Origin of the sequence: Nocardioides caeni (assembly GCF_004912195.1) — a bacterium.
Lineage (GTDB): Bacteria > Actinomycetota > Actinomycetes > Propionibacteriales > Nocardioidaceae > Nocardioides > Nocardioides caeni.
On sequence record NZ_STGW01000018.1, the window covers coordinates 40,559 to 54,183 of the forward strand.

General features: G+C 72.1%; 16 protein-coding genes. 10 read left to right on the plus strand and 6 right to left on the minus strand.

The window, feature by feature from the left end; genetic code table 11:
- Positions 1 to 3: 3 nt before the first annotated feature.
- The 4 genes from E9934_RS17830 to E9934_RS19850 are packed head-to-tail and all read right to left on the minus strand — an operon-like array spanning position 4 to position 5,167.
- On the minus strand, positions 4 to 1,518 hold the full coding sequence (locus E9934_RS17830; protein WP_136564256.1) for a hypothetical protein: 1,515 nt from the start codon (positions 1,516 to 1,518) through the stop codon (positions 4 to 6).
- A complete protein-coding gene (locus E9934_RS17835) occupies positions 1,515 to 2,033 on the minus strand; it encodes a hypothetical protein (protein WP_202977375.1) in 519 nt (172 codons plus the stop codon). The genes E9934_RS17830 and E9934_RS17835 overlap by 4 nt, the downstream gene beginning before the upstream one ends.
- A gap of 50 nt (positions 2,034 to 2,083) precedes the next feature.
- A complete protein-coding gene (locus E9934_RS17840; RefSeq protein ID WP_136564257.1) occupies positions 2,084 to 4,966 on the minus strand; it encodes an AfsR/SARP family transcriptional regulator in 2,883 nt (960 codons plus the stop codon).
- Positions 4,967 to 4,996: 30 nt separating this feature from the next.
- Positions 4,997 to 5,167 carry a hypothetical protein gene (locus E9934_RS19850; RefSeq protein ID WP_162851568.1) on the minus strand — a complete coding sequence of 57 codons (171 nt, stop codon included), beginning with the start codon at positions 5,165 to 5,167 and terminating at the stop codon, positions 4,997 to 4,999.
- A 64-nt stretch (positions 5,168 to 5,231) separates the two neighbouring features.
- Between E9934_RS19850 and E9934_RS17845 the strand changes: the two genes are divergently transcribed.
- The 4 genes from E9934_RS17845 (at position 5,232) to E9934_RS17860 (ending at position 8,675) form a co-directional block, all read left to right on the plus strand.
- Positions 5,232 to 5,714, plus strand: a complete 483-nt coding sequence (locus E9934_RS17845; protein ID WP_136564258.1) for a TspO/MBR family protein — start codon at positions 5,232 to 5,234, stop codon at positions 5,712 to 5,714.
- Between the two features lie 22 nt (positions 5,715 to 5,736).
- A complete protein-coding gene (locus E9934_RS17850) occupies positions 5,737 to 6,357 on the plus strand; it encodes a hypothetical protein (RefSeq protein WP_136564259.1) in 621 nt (206 codons plus the stop codon).
- A 112-nt stretch (positions 6,358 to 6,469) separates the two neighbouring features.
- Positions 6,470 to 7,240 (plus strand): ATPase, T2SS/T4P/T4SS family, encoded by a 771-nt coding sequence (locus E9934_RS17855; protein WP_136564260.1) that lies wholly within the window; start codon positions 6,470 to 6,472, stop codon positions 7,238 to 7,240.
- A complete protein-coding gene (locus E9934_RS17860) occupies positions 7,176 to 8,675 on the plus strand; it encodes a recombinase family protein (RefSeq protein WP_136564261.1) in 1,500 nt (499 codons plus the stop codon). The genes E9934_RS17855 and E9934_RS17860 overlap by 65 nt, the downstream gene beginning before the upstream one ends.
- 56 nt (positions 8,676 to 8,731) lie before the next feature.
- On the opposite strand, the gene E9934_RS17865 is transcribed toward E9934_RS17860, so the two are convergent.
- A complete protein-coding gene (locus E9934_RS17865; protein ID WP_136564262.1) occupies positions 8,732 to 9,178 on the minus strand; it encodes a hypothetical protein in 447 nt (148 codons plus the stop codon).
- A gap of 400 nt (positions 9,179 to 9,578) precedes the next feature.
- Here E9934_RS17865 and E9934_RS17870 point away from each other — a divergent pair, with 400 nt between their 5' ends.
- Genes E9934_RS17870 through E9934_RS17885 form a run of 4 tightly spaced genes read left to right on the plus strand, consistent with a single transcriptional unit; the run spans position 9,579 to position 11,063 of the window.
- Positions 9,579 to 9,791, plus strand: a complete 213-nt coding sequence (locus E9934_RS17870) for a hypothetical protein (protein WP_202977377.1) — start codon at positions 9,579 to 9,581, stop codon at positions 9,789 to 9,791.
- Positions 9,788 to 10,186 (plus strand): TadE/TadG family type IV pilus assembly protein, encoded by a 399-nt coding sequence (locus E9934_RS17875; RefSeq protein WP_136564263.1) that lies wholly within the window; start codon positions 9,788 to 9,790, stop codon positions 10,184 to 10,186. The genes E9934_RS17870 and E9934_RS17875 overlap by 4 nt, the downstream gene beginning before the upstream one ends.
- Positions 10,183 to 10,620, plus strand: a complete 438-nt coding sequence (locus E9934_RS17880) for a hypothetical protein (protein ID WP_136564264.1) — start codon at positions 10,183 to 10,185, stop codon at positions 10,618 to 10,620. The genes E9934_RS17875 and E9934_RS17880 overlap by 4 nt, the downstream gene beginning before the upstream one ends.
- The gene (locus E9934_RS17885) at positions 10,617 to 11,063 is read left to right on the plus strand and encodes a pilus assembly protein TadG-related protein (protein WP_136564265.1); all 447 of its coding nucleotides are present in this window, start codon (positions 10,617 to 10,619) and stop codon (positions 11,061 to 11,063) included. The genes E9934_RS17880 and E9934_RS17885 overlap by 4 nt, the downstream gene beginning before the upstream one ends.
- Positions 11,064 to 11,066: 3 nt before the next feature.
- On the opposite strand, the gene E9934_RS17890 is transcribed toward E9934_RS17885, so the two are convergent.
- Positions 11,067 to 11,690, minus strand: a complete 624-nt coding sequence (locus E9934_RS17890; RefSeq protein ID WP_136564266.1) for a hypothetical protein — start codon at positions 11,688 to 11,690, stop codon at positions 11,067 to 11,069.
- Between the two features lie 139 nt (positions 11,691 to 11,829).
- Between E9934_RS17890 and E9934_RS17895 the strand changes: the two genes are divergently transcribed.
- Both E9934_RS17895 and E9934_RS19730 read left to right on the plus strand, forming a co-directional pair.
- Entirely contained in the window at positions 11,830 to 12,309 is a 480-nt protein-coding gene (locus E9934_RS17895) for a hypothetical protein (RefSeq protein WP_136564267.1), read from the plus strand.
- On the plus strand, positions 12,309 to 13,559 hold the full coding sequence (locus tag E9934_RS19730) for a hypothetical protein (protein WP_158295057.1): 1,251 nt from the start codon (positions 12,309 to 12,311) through the stop codon (positions 13,557 to 13,559). The genes E9934_RS17895 and E9934_RS19730 overlap by 1 nt, the downstream gene beginning before the upstream one ends.
- Positions 13,560 to 13,625: the final 66 nt, after the last annotated feature.

The window sequence follows — 13,625 nt, forward strand, 5'->3', positions numbered from 1 at the left end:
CGGTCAGCGGGTCGCGACGGCGAGGCCCTCGATGCGCACCGGGCGACCGGTGCTGGCCACGACGAGGCGGACCTTGCCGTTGACGGGTGTGGCGAAGGAGCCGAGCGCGACGACCCGCTTGCTGACGGTCCGGGTGGTGCGCAGCGACACGGTCCGCAGGAGCCGGTTGCCGACGTAGACCCGGATCGACCCGTGGTTGGTGCCGCCGCCGGCGACGAGGTGCAGGCGGCGGGCGTTGCGGACGTTGAGCGAGAGCATGGCGTTGCGGCGCGTGGTGGTCAGCGCCTGACCGCCGTAGGCGCTGGTCTGGTTGCGCAGCGACCAGCCGGAGGAGCGGGCCAGGGAGCGCGCCGTGAGGGGCACGGTCCAGTGCCGGGTCGCGGGGGTGGCGTCGGCGTTGCCGGCCAAGTCGAAGGCCTGCGCCTGCAGGGCGTGGGTGCCGGGCTTCAGGCCGGTGAGGGCCAGCGGGCCCGCCGTGCACGGCAGCGCCGCGCCGTCGAGGGTGCAGACCAGCGGGCCGGGCTCGCTTCCCGTCACCTGGAAGCTCGTCGCCGCGGCGGTCAGCACCGTGCCGTCGTCCGGACCGGAGGTCAGCCCCGTCTCGGGGGCGGTGCTGTCGACCTGCCAGGTGTGGCGCGAGGGCGTCGGGTCGGCCCAGCCGCCCGCGCGGCCGCGGACGATGAAGGTGTGCGTGCCCTCGCCGAGGTCGTCGAGGCGGACGACGCCCTCGGTCGTGCAGCCGACGGCGATCCCGTCCAGCGAGCACTCGTAGGACGTCGCGCTGTCCGACGTCCACGAGAACGACGCCGTCCGCTCGCGGGTGAGCAGCGCGGGCCGCGTCCACATCAGCGTGTTGACGGCGACGACCTCCGCGATGGGAGCGTTGCTGAGGTTGCCCGACTCGTCCTGCGCGCGCACCTGGAACTCGTGGGTGCCCTCCGACAGGACCTGCTGGGTCGGCGAGGTGCACGGCTCGTAGGGCTCGCCCACGACGCGGCACTCGGTGAGGACGTCGCCCTGGGTCGACCAGCTGAAGAAGAAGCTGCCGTCCGGGCTCTGCTGGGCGTTCAGGTGGGCGACCACGGGGGCCTGGGTGTCGCGGAAGATCGCGACCGGGGTGCGGTCGACGCTGCCGAAGGCCGGCGAGCCGACGCCGCACTCCTTCACACCGCCGCTGTCGCGGGTCTGGTCACAACCCTCCCAACGGACGAACTGCCACCCGGCGGGGGAGAACGCCGTGCTCGGGCGCAGCCACACCCACGCCTCGAAGGGCTCCTCGTTGCGGATCCGGGAGCAGGTGAGGGTGACGCGGTGGTCGCGGTTGGCCCGCTTGTCGCAGGTGGTCGCCCCGCCGTCCTCGATCGAGCCCTCGACGACGGCCACGTAGCCGGAGCCGGTGATGCCGATCGTCAGCCCGACCTGGCCGGCGTGGGCCGGCGCCGCGACGTGGAGCGGGACGACCCCGACGGCCGCGGCGAGGAGCCCGCCGGCCACGCGCCCCCACCGGCGCGCGGTCATGCGGTCTCCTCGACCAGGTCGGGGAGAGCGAGCCACTGGGCCCAGGTGAGGTCGCGTCCGACGTACCGCGGTCGGGTGAGGGGCCAGGCCTCGGCGATCCAGCGTGGCGCGAACGCGTCGAGCCGTGCCTCCATCTCGGAGCCGACGAGGTCCTCGATGACCCACCACGAGATGTCGGCGTCGGCGCCGACCTTGGCGGGCGGGTCGACGTAGAGGCAGCCCAGCAGGACGGTCTCGTCGGTGTCGAAGAGGCCGTAGAGGAAGGACTCGTGGGCCTCGATCTCGGCGGCATGGTGGGCGAGGTCGTCGATGTCGGCCTCGCGGGTCAGCTGGACCGGCGGCCAGCCCCAGGCCGGGCCGTAGATCGTCCAGAGCCGGTCGCGCGAGCTGTGCACGGCCGGCAGGTCGAGGTCGACGTCGTCCGGTCCCATCGGGCGCAGGTGGTGGCCCTCGTCGAACGCGACGTGGGTCGGGTGCGCCCAGGTCTCGGGCAGCCAGGGGGAGGTGGTGGTCATGCGCCGAGCCTGTCGGCGGGCGCTTGCGGATCGCTTGCGGACGGCTTGCGTCAGCCGGTGGGCGGCACCGCGATCTCGATCATCTGCGCCAGGGTGAGGGCGCGGCCGGCCGCCAGGTCGTCGTCGTACGACGCCCCGCGGGCCGCCCGCGCGACGGTCTCCGCTTGGTCGATCAGCGCCTCGTCGGGCCGGTAGTAGCCATAGACGTTGCCGCCGACGCCCGACCGCAGGTGGGCGGCCGCGCCGCGCAGCACGCCGACGCGCGCGAGGTCGCCGGCGCCGTCGAGGGACTCGATGACGGCGAGCGCCTCGAGCAGGTAGGCGAGGTTGGCGTGGTCGCCGGTGTCGTGGCTGAGCCGGACGCCCTCGGCGACCTGGGCACGGGCGCCGGGGAAGTCGCCGCGGGTGACGGAGACCTGGATGGCGGTGAAGAGGGCGATGTAGACCGCGAGCGGGTCGCGGCGGCGGCGGCCGGCCTCGAGGGCGAGGTCGACGAGGGTCGCCGCCTCCTCGCTGTTGCCGCGCAGCAGCTCGACGGTGCCGAGCCAGACGTGGGAGAGGGTCCACAGCCACTCACCGCCGAGCCCGGCGACCTCGCACAGCTCGATCGTCTCGGCGTTGACGCGGGCGGCGGTGTCGAGGTCGTCCTCGGCGAGCGCGACCAGCCCGAGCCCGCCGTAGGCGTAGGGCAGGCCCTGGGCGTCGCCGATGGACCGGGCGAGGTCGGAGGTCAGCTGCCAGTGCTCACGCGCGTGGTCGAGGTCGCCCTGGGCGAAGGACATGGCGGCGGCGACGGCGCCGGAGCGGACGCGGACGAGGTCGTCGGTGGCCGCGTCGTGGACCGCCTGCATGAGCCGGCGACCCTCGCGCAGGGCGCCGCGCACCCACCAGAAGAGCCACAGGTGCCAGCCCAGCCAGCCGCCGCGGTCGGCCTGACCGGAGGTCAGCGACCACTCGATGGCCGCGACCAGGTTGGCGTGCTCGAGCTCGATCACCGACAGCGTCTCGACGGTGCCCTCGCCGCGCAGGGAGGGCTCGTAGTGGGCGGCGCGGGCACCGTAGTGGGTCAGGTGGGCGTCGCGCGCCGCCTGCTCGTCCTCGGGTGAGAGCTGGGTGAGGGCGTATTGCGCGACCGGCTCGAGCAGCCGGAAGCGGGGGCCGTGGGGGCCGTGCGGGTCGGCGACGACGAGCGACTGCTCGACGAGCGAGTCGATCACGCCGAGCGCCCCACCGCCGCCTTCGAGCTCGGGGAGACCTGCCAGCACGGCGTCGGCGGCGTCGATGGCGAACCCGCCGACGAACACGGCGAGCCGGGGGAACGCGGCGCGCTCGAGGGGGGAGAGCAGCTCGACGCTCCAGTCGATGGCCGCGCGCATGGTGCGCTGGCGGGGCGGGAGGTCACGAGCGCCCTCGGCGGCCATCACCTCGTCGAGCCGGGCGAGGATCGCTGCCGGGCTCAACAGCCGGACCCGGGCGGCCGCGAGCTCGATCGCCAGCGGGATGCCGCCGAGCCGGTGGCACAGGTGGGCCACGTCCGGGTCCTCGGGCGAGAGGTCGGTGCCGGGCGTCACCGCGGCGGCGCGGGTGACGAAAAGCCGGGCGGCGGCGGTCGCGTCGAGCGGGGTGAGGGGGAAGAGCACCTCCCCGCGGACCCGCAACGGGATCCGGCTGGTGACGAGGATCCGCAGGCCGGGGCAGGCGGCGGCGAGGGTCGCGACCTCGGGCCAGGCGTCGACGAGGTGCTCGGCGTTGTCGAGCAGGAGGAGCTGGTCGCGGTCGCGGAGGAGCTCGAGCAGGGCGGCGAACGGGTCGCCGCCCTCGGCCACCCCGACCGCGCGGGCGATGGCGGGGATCACGGCGGACGGGTCGCGCAGGGGCGCGAGCGGCACCAGGGTCGCGCCGTCGGCGAAGCGGGCCTCGACGGCGGCCGCGACGGCGAGGGACAACCGGGTCTTGCCGCAGCCGCCGACGCCGGTGACGGTGACGAGTCGGGAGGCAGGGGAGCGCAGCAGCTCGGCGAGGTAGTCGATGTCGCGGTCGCGCCCGACCAGCTCGCCGAGCAGGTCGGTCGAGGGGATGGTGGAGCGGCGCTCGTCCGGAGCGGGGCGCGGAGGGGCGGCTGCCGGCGTGGTCTCCGGTGTGCTCTCCGCGGCCGGTCGCAGGACGGGGTCCTGCGCGAGGATCTGCCGGTGCAGCTGCTGGACCGCCGGTGCCGGGTCCACGCCGAGCTCCTCGACGAGCTGGGCCCGCAGGGCGTCGTACTCGGCGAGGGCGTCGGCCTGCCGCCCGGCGAGATAGAGCGCCCGCATCAGCTGGCCGCGCACGGACTCGCGCAGCGGGTGCTGGACGGCGAGCGCCTGCAGCCGGCCCACGGCCTCGGCGGCGCGACCGAGGCGCAGGTCGAGCTCGGCGGCCAGCTCCTCGCCGGTCAGCCGGAGCCCCTCGAGGCGCAGCGCCTCGGCGCGTGCGAACGGCTGGGGTACGTCGGCCAGCGGCTCGCCGCGCCAGGCGGCGAGGGCCTGGTCGAGGTGGTGCTGGGCCCGGGCGACGTCGCCGTCGGCGAGGGAGTCGCGGGCCCGGTCGATGCCCTGAGCCAGCACGCGACTGTCGAGGGCGCCGTCGGCGACCTCGAGGCGATAGCCGGGGGTGGCGGTGACGATCTCGGCCGGGACGCCGGCCTCGCGCAGCCGCGCGCGCAGCCGGGAGATGACGGCCTGGAGGTTCGCGAGGGTGCCGCCGCGTCCACTCTCGCCCCACACCCGGTCGAGGAGGGTGTCGGTCGACACGACGCGGCCGGCGTCGACCGCGAGCGCGGCGAGGGTCTCGCGGTGGCGGGGTGAGCCGATGTCGACGGGCCGCGCGTCGGGGTCGAGGACCTCGATCGGGCCGAGCAGGCTCAGCGACACCGCGCTGCTCGTGGGGGACCCGGACACCCGGCCAAGGTTAGGGGGTTGTCTCTGGCCTCACGGCAGGTCCACGCGATCGAGCACGACGCGGTCCATCTCCTCGCCCCCGTCGCAGGTGAGGAGCGCGACGGTGACCTGCTCGCCCCGCTCGCCGACGACGCTCCAGTGCCCGCCGGAGTCGATCCACCGCTCGAGTGCCGACCGTGGCGATTCGTCGGGTGCGCTCACCTCGCCAGCCTAGGAGGTTTCCGGCCCGCTTCGGTTCGCGTGGGCCGCGAGGCAGACTCGAAGGATGACCACCGCGATCGTCCCCCGACACCCGTCCGGCTGGCTCTCCCTGGCTCCCTTCGCTGCCGCCGTCGCAGCGGTCGCCGTCCTCGGCGGCCTCGCCGCCAGCTCGTCCTCCGAGACCTACCGGGCGCTCGAACTGCCGCCCTTCGCCCCACCGTCGTGGGTCTTCGGCCCGGTGTGGACGGTGCTCTACGTGATGATCGCGGTCGCCGGCTGGCTGGCCTGGCGCGCCGACGTCGGCCGCACCGGCCTCGCCCTGTGGGGCATCCAGCTCGCGCTGAACCTCGCCTGGACGCCGCTCTTCTTCGCCGCCGACCGCTACGTCCTCGCCCTGGTCGACATCGTCGCGCTGCTCGCGGCGGTGATCGCCACGATCGTCGTCTTCCACCGCCGCTCACCCGTCGCGGCGTACCTGTTCGTGCCCTACGTCGCGTGGGTCGGGTTCGCCACCGCCCTCAACGCCGCGATCGTCGTCCTCAACTAGCCGCGATCACTACGCTGGCGCGATGACGAGATGGTCGCGCCCCGCCCTCGCCCTGTCCCTCGCGGCGGTGGCCGCCGTGGCCGGAGCATGCGGTGACGACGGCTCGGATTCCGCGGCCGACGTGACCGCCACCGTCACCGTGACCGAAACCGTCACGGTGGGGGCCGAGACCGAGGAGGAGACCACCCCACCCGCGCAGGACGGTTCCGCCGACGCGGTCCTGTCGGATCCCGGCGACACTGTCGTTCTCGGCCCCGACGACGAGGGCGACTCGGTCGAGGTGGTCCTGCACCGGGTGTCCTACCCGGAGCCCAAGGAGGGTGGCGACGAGCCCACCGAGGGACGGATCCTCGTCGCCGTCGAGATGACGATCACCCATCTGTCCGGCGAGGCGGTCTACGGGACCAACGTCTACCCGAACTTCCTGACCGCTGACGGCCAGCAGATCGCCGACACGGGCTGGGTGGTCGCCGCCTACGGCACCTACGGTTCCGGGCAGTTCAGCGAGGAGCTGACCGACACCGTCGCGCCCGGCAACTTCACCCAGGGGTGGGGTCTCTACGAGATCCCGCCCGAGGCGGGTCAGCTCGTCTTCCCCTTCGGTCCCGACACGTTCTCCATCGCCGTCGACCCGGCCGTGTAGTCGTGAGGGAGGCGTGGGCGTTGTCCACAGCCTTCGCTGGATGCCTCTTCCGCCGGTGCGGCCGGTGCCCTAGGTTGCTGGCAGCCACCGGTCTCGATCTCGGGAGAGTCGCATGGCGCTGCTGCAGCCACCCCACCTGCCGCCGACAGTGGGCATGCCCGCGTCGGACGAGGTGGTCGCGCGCCTCGACGAGGAGTTGCGCAGCGTCGTACGCCGCGAGGGGCTGGACCCGCAGCGCGAGGTCATCGCCGTACGACGCCTGGCTGGTGCACTGGTTCGCGCGCACGACGAGCACAGCCTGACCGGCCGGGTCGCCCCGATCGCGGACCCGGAGGCGCTGGTCGCCGAGCTCGTCGCGCGGGTCGCCGGCTTCGGCCCGCTGCAGGCCTTCCTCGACGACCCGACGGTCGAGGAAGTGTGGATCAACAGTCCTGACCGAGTGTTCATCGCCCGGCACGGTCGGCACGAGCTGACCAACGTGGTGCTGACCGAGGCGCAGGTCAACGAGCTCGTGGAGCGGATGCTGAAGTCGACGGGGCGGCGCATCGACATGAGTCGGCCGTTCGTCGATGCGATGCTGCCGGCCGGTCACCGCTTGCACGTGGTGCTGCAGGGCATCTCGAGGGGCTTCTCCGCGGTCAACATCAGGAAATTCGTGGTGCGGGCCTCGCGTCTGGAGGACCTCGTCGGGCTCGGGACGCTGACGGCGGCAGCGGCGGAGTTCCTCGACGCGTCGGTGCGGGCCGGGCTGAACGTCCTCGTCAGTGGCGGCACACAACTATACGGGTCTTACGCTAATTACGCTAGCCTAGGAGGGTATGGGAAACACAAAGCCACTTCGCGCTGCCCTCTACCTCCGGCGCAGCGTCGCATCGACCGATGAGTCGGTATCGCTGAACTTCCAGGAGGAGGAGGCCCGCGCCTACGCCGAGCGTCGCGGGTGGACTGTCGTTGAGGTGTTCACCGACGACGGCGTCAGCGCCAGTGAGAAGAAGCCCGAGGACCGGAAGGGCTGGCGTGCGCTCATGGCGAGCGATGGATGGGACGTTGTAGTCGCCTGGAAGTTGGACCGCGTCCTCCGTTCGATGCACGACCTCTGGCTGGTCCACGGCTGGCTCAAGGAGCACGGCAAGTCGATCGCCACAGTCGAGGGCGATATCGACATGACCACGAGCGACGGCCAGGTCATGGCAACGATCTGGGCTGCGCAAGCCCAGCGCGAGGCCGAGAAGATCTCGGAACGCGTCTCCGCTGCCCGTCGCAAGTTGATGGCCGAGCGACGGCAACCGGGGGGAGCGGTCGCCTATGGCTGGCGGAACGTGGACAACCCCGACGGTCCGGGCAAGGTGCTTCGGCAGGACCCGAACCGGATCGAGTGGGTGAAGGGGATGGTCGAGCGCTGCCAGCGGGGCGACACCCTCTACTCGATCAAGCGATGGCTGGACGAGGCCGGAGCGCCGCTGCCGACCTCTGGCCAGCGGAACCGGACGGGCACCGGCTGGCGCTACATCACCGTCGAGTCGTTGCTCCGAAACCCAATCCTGGCTGGGGCGGTCGTCTACAACCCCGGGAACAAGACCAAGGAACGTGGCAAGGCGCTCCTGCTCGGGGAGAACGGTCTGCCGTACATCAACGAGGCAGCGGCGATCATGCCCCTGTCCGAGTGGCGCGCGATGGTCGAGAAGTTGGACAGCCGCGATTCGCCGCAGAGCCGCCCGCGCTCTGCCAAGACCCGGACCAGCGGCCTGCTCTCAGGCTTCATGTTCTGCCGGGAGCATGACGAGCTCGTGAAGATGACGCGAGGAACCTCTCAAGGTCGTCCGTCCTACCAGTGCCGACAGTGCTTCCAAACCATCAGCAATTTTGAGGCTGAACTCGTTGAGCACTTCCTCGAGATGAAGGGCGACTGGCCCCGGTGGTCGAAGGTCGAGGAGCGCCAGGAGAACGGAGCTGCTGCCCTCGCCGACATTGAGCACCGCCTCGGCGAACTGGACGAATTGATCCGGGAGGCCAGCGATCGCCATGAGCGACAGCGCTTGCGTGACGAGCAGGACAACCTGTTCGACCTCCGTGACGAGAAGCGCCAGGAGCCGGGGCGGATGGTCGAGGTCTGGAACCCAAGTGACCACTACTTCAGTGAACTGTGGGCCATGGCCGGCGACGACGTGGTCGAGCAACGAGCCATCCTCAAGGACGCCCTCCAGCACGTCCTAGTGAGCCGCCCCGCTAGCCGGGGCCGCCGGAGGCCTGGCGACGCCCTGAAACGGCTTGAGTGCGTCTGGCTGCGTCCCGATGAGGTTGGACCGCGCCCGCTGTAGGTCGCGAAATGGGAAAGACCCCGGCGGGCTACGCCGGGGTCTTCCGAAGACCTAGATCAGAACGCGTTCTTGATCTCGTAGTCGGTCCAGTCCTTGGTGAAGTCGTCGAACGAGAAGCAGTTGACGCTGGCCTTCTGGCCGGGCTCGATCTCGTCGCCAGAGCAGTCGAACGTCGCGACCAGGTCACCAGGCTTGTTGGTGAGGCGCACCTCGAAGAAGGGGGTGTCGTTGTCATCGCTGTTGTTGCGAACGTTCAGCTTGAACGACTTGAAGGAGTCGAACTCCTTGGCGAAGGTCGGCTTGTTCAGGATGTCCCAGTTACCGACGACACCACCCTTGGCGTCCTTGGGCGCGTCGGCCTGCTTCTCGCCGGACTGAACCGAGTCGTCGTTCTTGCCGGAGGTCGACTCGTCGTCGCCGGTGTCGGACGCGCAGGCGATGAAGACGATCGCCGGAACGGCGAACAGGATGGCCTTGCTGACCTTGCGAGAGGTGAACTTCATGTGGGGGTCCCCCTTTGGGAGTGTGATACAGACGGGGAGCAACGTATCGGTCAGCGCGCTTGTTACTCGCGGGTTTCAACATTCTGATCAGGTTGCGTCGAGAGAAGGACGGCCCGCTGTAGGCGCTACTTCTGTCCGTCGCCGGTCTGATCGATGTTGGCCTCTTCGGTTGCGTCCGGGGTGGACTCAATGACTCGCGGCTCAGCGCTCGCGATGCTGGCTCGCGCCCGCTCCTCGCGTCGGCCGTCGGTCGTCAGACCGAGGTCACGTTGGGCCAACGCTAGGAATGACTTACGCGCCTCACCGGCCACGGTGCGAGCCTCCGGCGACCCGTCGCCAGCAACGTCCATGTGCCCGCCAGCCCACGCGCCAGACCACGTCCACTCGGGAAGGACCCACCGTGCACCACTCCACCATCGCCCGCACCCACCGACTGAGCCGCCGACTGCGCAGCAGTGTCCGACGACGTTGGCGGAGTCGCGACCAACGGGGCGACGTGCCGGGGTGGGTCCTCATCACCGTGATGACGGTGTCGATCGGTGCGGTGCTGTGGGGGATCGCCGAGCCCCAGCTCTCGCAGATCCTGCGGTCGGCCCTGAACTCGGTGAAGTGAGCCCGGATCGCGGGCGACGACGCGACCAGCGCGGCTCCGCGCTGGTCGACTTCACGCTGGTCGCGGTCCTCCTGCTGCCGTTGGTGCTCGGCCTGATCCAGGTCGCGCTCGTCCTCCACGTCCGTACGACGCTCGCGGCCGCCGCGTCCGAGGGTGCCCGGCTGGCGGCGACCGCCGACCGCGGGCCCGGCGACGGCGTGGCCCTGACCCGCGAGCAGATCGAGGACGCGCTGTCGGGCAGCTACGCCCGCGACGTCACGGTCCGGCGGGTGCTCGTCCGCGGCACGCCCGGCGTGGAGATCACGGTGCGCGCCGAGGTGCCGGCCCTGGGGCTCGGCGGCCCCGCCGTCGAGGTCGTCGTGAGCGGCCGCGCGGTCGAGGAGGCGCCGCGATGAGGGCGCGCAGCCAGCGGGGAAGCGGGCTCGTCGAGATGGTGTGGCTGAGCCTGATCCTGCTGCTGCCGCTGCTCTGGATCGTGCTGGCGGCCTTCGAGGTGCAGCGTGGCTCCTTCGGTGTCAGCGGCGCCGCACGGGCCGCCGCCCGGGCTTATGCGCTCGCCCCCAACGACGTCGCCGGCCGCGAGCGCGCTGCCGCGGTCGCGCGGCAGGCACTCGCCGATCAAGGGCTGCACGACGTGCCCGTGCGGGTGCGGATCACCTGCTCGCCGTACCCTCGCGACTGCCACAACGGCACGTCGGTCATCACCGTGCGAGTCGAGTCGGCCGTGACCCTGCCGCTGCTGCCCGACGTCCTCGGGGCCGGGGCCCCGACCTTCCAGCTCAGCAGCGTGCACGCGGTCCCGATCGGCCGCTATCAGGAGGTCCGATGACCGGCCCGCGCATGGCGAGCGACCGCGGCAGCTCCCTCCCGCTGATCGTCGCTTTCGCGGCGATCGTGCTGCTGCTCGTCGGCGTCGTCGTCGACGCGAGCGCCGCCTTCCTCGCCCGCCAGCGGCTCGACGCCCTCGCCGACGGCGCGGCCCTCCAGGGCGCCGACCTGGGCGCCCAGGGCTCCGACGCGTACGACGGTGGGCTGGCCGCCGACGACCTGGAGATCAGTCGCCGTGAGGCGGAGCGGGCGGTCCGGGCCTACCTGCGCGACGTCGGCGCCGCGGACCGCCATCCCGGCCTGCGCGCCGTCGTGCGGGTCGTCGACGACCGCATCCTCGTCCGGCTCGAGGCGCCGCTCGACCTGCCCCTCGACCTGCCCGGCGCGCCGGAGCGGCCGACCGTCGTGGCCGAGGGGTCGGCCGTCGTCACCCCGCAGCGGTGACGCTCAGCCCTGGCTCCACTCGATCGAGGCCAGCATCTCCTCGACCCGCTGCTCGCCCTCGGCCCACGCCGTGGGCCAGTCGAAGGTCAGCGTGAAGGTGTGCCCGCCGTGGACGCCGCCGATCTCGTAGACGGTGTGGTCGCCGTCCTTGCCGGTGAAGACCCACACGTCGACACCGCCGATGACCCGGTCGTCGGCGATCTCGAGGAAGGGGTCGGTCTGCTTGTTGCCGTTGGCGGCGACCTCCTTGACCTCCTCGAAGTCGGTGGTGGTGGTCGCGATGTCCCCGGCCGAGACGTTGAAGAGGTCCACCAGGTCGTCGAGCTCCTGGGAGACGGCGACGCTGATGCCGACCCGCGAGCCGATCCACTCGCCCTCGGTCAGGTGGAAGCTCAGCGACTGCAGCTCGACCAGCTGGCCGGTCGCTGGAGCGACCGAGGGCGTGGGCGGGCTCGACTCACCAGGGGAGTCGCGGTCGTCGGGCGTGGTCGACGCCGAGGGCGACACGGTGGACGACACAGTCGCCGAGGGCTCCTCCGGCTCGTCGCCGCCGCATCCGGCGAGACCGGCCGCGAGCGGCACGGAGAGGGCAAGGGGCAAGGCGAGACCGACCACCCGAGAACGCATCGACAGGCACCCTTTCGCAGAGGAGGAACCGACGCGGCGAGGCTATCAACGCCGGTAGTCGGGGGCTTGCGGCTGTTTGGGGGCCGCGCAGCCGGGGTAGCCGAGCGCTGACCAGTTCTCGGGACGCGAAGGATGAGCAATGTTCGGCACCAAGCTCGTTGACCCCGTCGCCCTCGGCGCCGCGGTGGGCGCTGCAGGCAGCGGCCTCAACGGCCTCGACGTCGTGGAGGATGAGATCGGAGGCGTCCTCGACGTGCTCCAGACCCAGGCCACCGCGATCGAGGCCCTCGACTTCGCCAACAAGGCGCACATCGCCAAGGGCTCCTTCGGCAGCGGCAACGAGGCCGTCCAGCTCTCGGTCGACCACACCAAGGCGCACGGGGTCATCGTGGACACCCTCAACGCCATGATCACCGACCTCAGCGCCTTCCAGGACGCGGTCATCCACGCCCGAGGCCTGATCCGCGAGGCCGACGACCAGGCCGACCTCGACCTCCGCACCGTCCTCGCCTCCACCGAGGATCTCGACCTCGGGCAGCGCGCCCACGTCAACGCCCAGGTGGAGCACAGCACCGACCAGCCGACCGAAGAGCCGACCACCGACCAGGACGGTGCCTGATGGCCGGGCAGAACCTGCAGGACCTGCTCAGCCGGGTCGTCGGCATGAACCGCGACGACGTGCTCACCTCGCAGAACTCCTGGGCCGCGTGCGGCGAGGGCCTCGACCTCGTCGCGACCGCCCTCGAGCTGGCCGGACCCAGGATCCGCGACGGGTTCGGGCACAACACCGAGGTCGGGATCGAGGCGGAGCTGGCCTTCACCACCGCCGCCACCCGGATCCGTCGGCGCGAGGGACAGCTCACCGAGGCCGCGGAGGCGCTGACCGAGGTGTGGAAGGCCATGAAGGCCGCCCAGAACGTCGCGGACGACGCGCCCGACTCGCCCGGCGAGCGGCCCGAGATCCCCCCGTCGACGGGTGACGACGTCGACGACATCTACGAGCTCAAGCGCCACATCAGCCGGGTCAACCTCTACAACACGCGCGTCACCGCCTACAACGACGCCGACACCGACGCCCAGCAGAAGGTGCAGCGGATCATCGAGCGCTACACCGAGGCGTCGGCGGTGTTCTCGACCATCCACGGCGACGTCGAGCAGCCGAGGGACTGGCCCACCGGCGACGACCCGGGGCCGGGCACCACCGGTCGCCCTCCGGGCCCGGGCGGTCGCGGCGACGGCACCTATCCCTGGGGCATCTACGACGACCCGCCGCGTGACGACGACCCGGATCTCGACGACGACGACCCGGACAACGATCCCGACCCTGACCCGGACCCCGATCCGGATCCCGACCCCGACCCCGATCCCGACCCCGACCCCGATCCGAACCCCGACCCGAACCCCGACCCGGACGGCTGGGAGCCGGGCCCGGGCGGTCCGGGCGGGCCCGGCCCGTCCGTGCTCGGCGGCGTCGCGGCCGCCGGCGTCTTCGGCGCCCCGGGCCTCGTCAACGGCGTGCGCGGCCTGCTGGGCTCGCGCGGTCCCGGCGGCGGTCTGTCGCCCCAGGCCATCGGTACGACGAGCCGCGCCGCCGGTGCCGGATCGCTCGGCCGCTCGGGAGCTGGTGTGCCTGGCAGTGCGGTGGCCCGGGGCGGTCGCGCCGGTGCACCCGGCGGTGGTCGCGGTGTCGGAGCGGCCGGTGCCGCCGGAGGCCGGGGCGGGCGCGGTGGCCGTGGAGGAGCGGCGGCCGGTGCCGGCGGTCGTGGTGGCCGGCGTCGCGACGAGCGGGAGGGCGCCGAGCGCGACCTCTTCGACGACGGCGAGGACTGGGTCGACGACGAGGGCCTGGCCCCGGGAGTCCTCGACTGACGGACCAGCCGAGCGCACCCGGCACACACCGACAACACCGACAACACCGACAACACCGACAACACC

What these genes read in the sequence shown, in the direction of transcription:
- E9934_RS17830 (WP_136564256.1), bottom strand. Translation starts at nt 1,518, where the DNA reads ATGACCGCGCGCCGGTGGGGGCGCGTGGCCGGCGGGCTCCTCGCCGCG.
- E9934_RS17835 (WP_202977375.1), bottom strand. Translation starts at nt 2,033, where the DNA reads ATGACCACCACCTCCCCCTGGCTGCCCGAGACCTGGGCGCACCCGACC.
- E9934_RS17845 (WP_136564258.1), top strand. Translation starts at nt 5,232, where the DNA reads ATGACCACCGCGATCGTCCCCCGACACCCGTCCGGCTGGCTCTCCCTG.
- E9934_RS17850 (WP_136564259.1), top strand. Translation starts at nt 5,737, where the DNA reads ATGACGAGATGGTCGCGCCCCGCCCTCGCCCTGTCCCTCGCGGCGGTG.
- E9934_RS17855 (WP_136564260.1), top strand. Translation starts at nt 6,470, where the DNA reads ATGGCGCTGCTGCAGCCACCCCACCTGCCGCCGACAGTGGGCATGCCC.
- E9934_RS17860 (WP_136564261.1), top strand. Translation starts at nt 7,176, where the DNA reads ATGGGAAACACAAAGCCACTTCGCGCTGCCCTCTACCTCCGGCGCAGC.
- E9934_RS17865 (WP_136564262.1), bottom strand. Translation starts at nt 9,178, where the DNA reads ATGAAGTTCACCTCTCGCAAGGTCAGCAAGGCCATCCTGTTCGCCGTT.
- E9934_RS17880 (WP_136564264.1), top strand. Translation starts at nt 10,183, where the DNA reads ATGAGGGCGCGCAGCCAGCGGGGAAGCGGGCTCGTCGAGATGGTGTGG.
- E9934_RS17885 (WP_136564265.1), top strand. Translation starts at nt 10,617, where the DNA reads ATGACCGGCCCGCGCATGGCGAGCGACCGCGGCAGCTCCCTCCCGCTG.
- E9934_RS17890 (WP_136564266.1), bottom strand. Translation starts at nt 11,690, where the DNA reads ATGCGTTCTCGGGTGGTCGGTCTCGCCTTGCCCCTTGCCCTCTCCGTG.
- E9934_RS17895 (WP_136564267.1), top strand. Translation starts at nt 11,830, where the DNA reads ATGTTCGGCACCAAGCTCGTTGACCCCGTCGCCCTCGGCGCCGCGGTG.
- E9934_RS19730 (WP_158295057.1), top strand. Translation starts at nt 12,309, where the DNA reads ATGGCCGGGCAGAACCTGCAGGACCTGCTCAGCCGGGTCGTCGGCATG.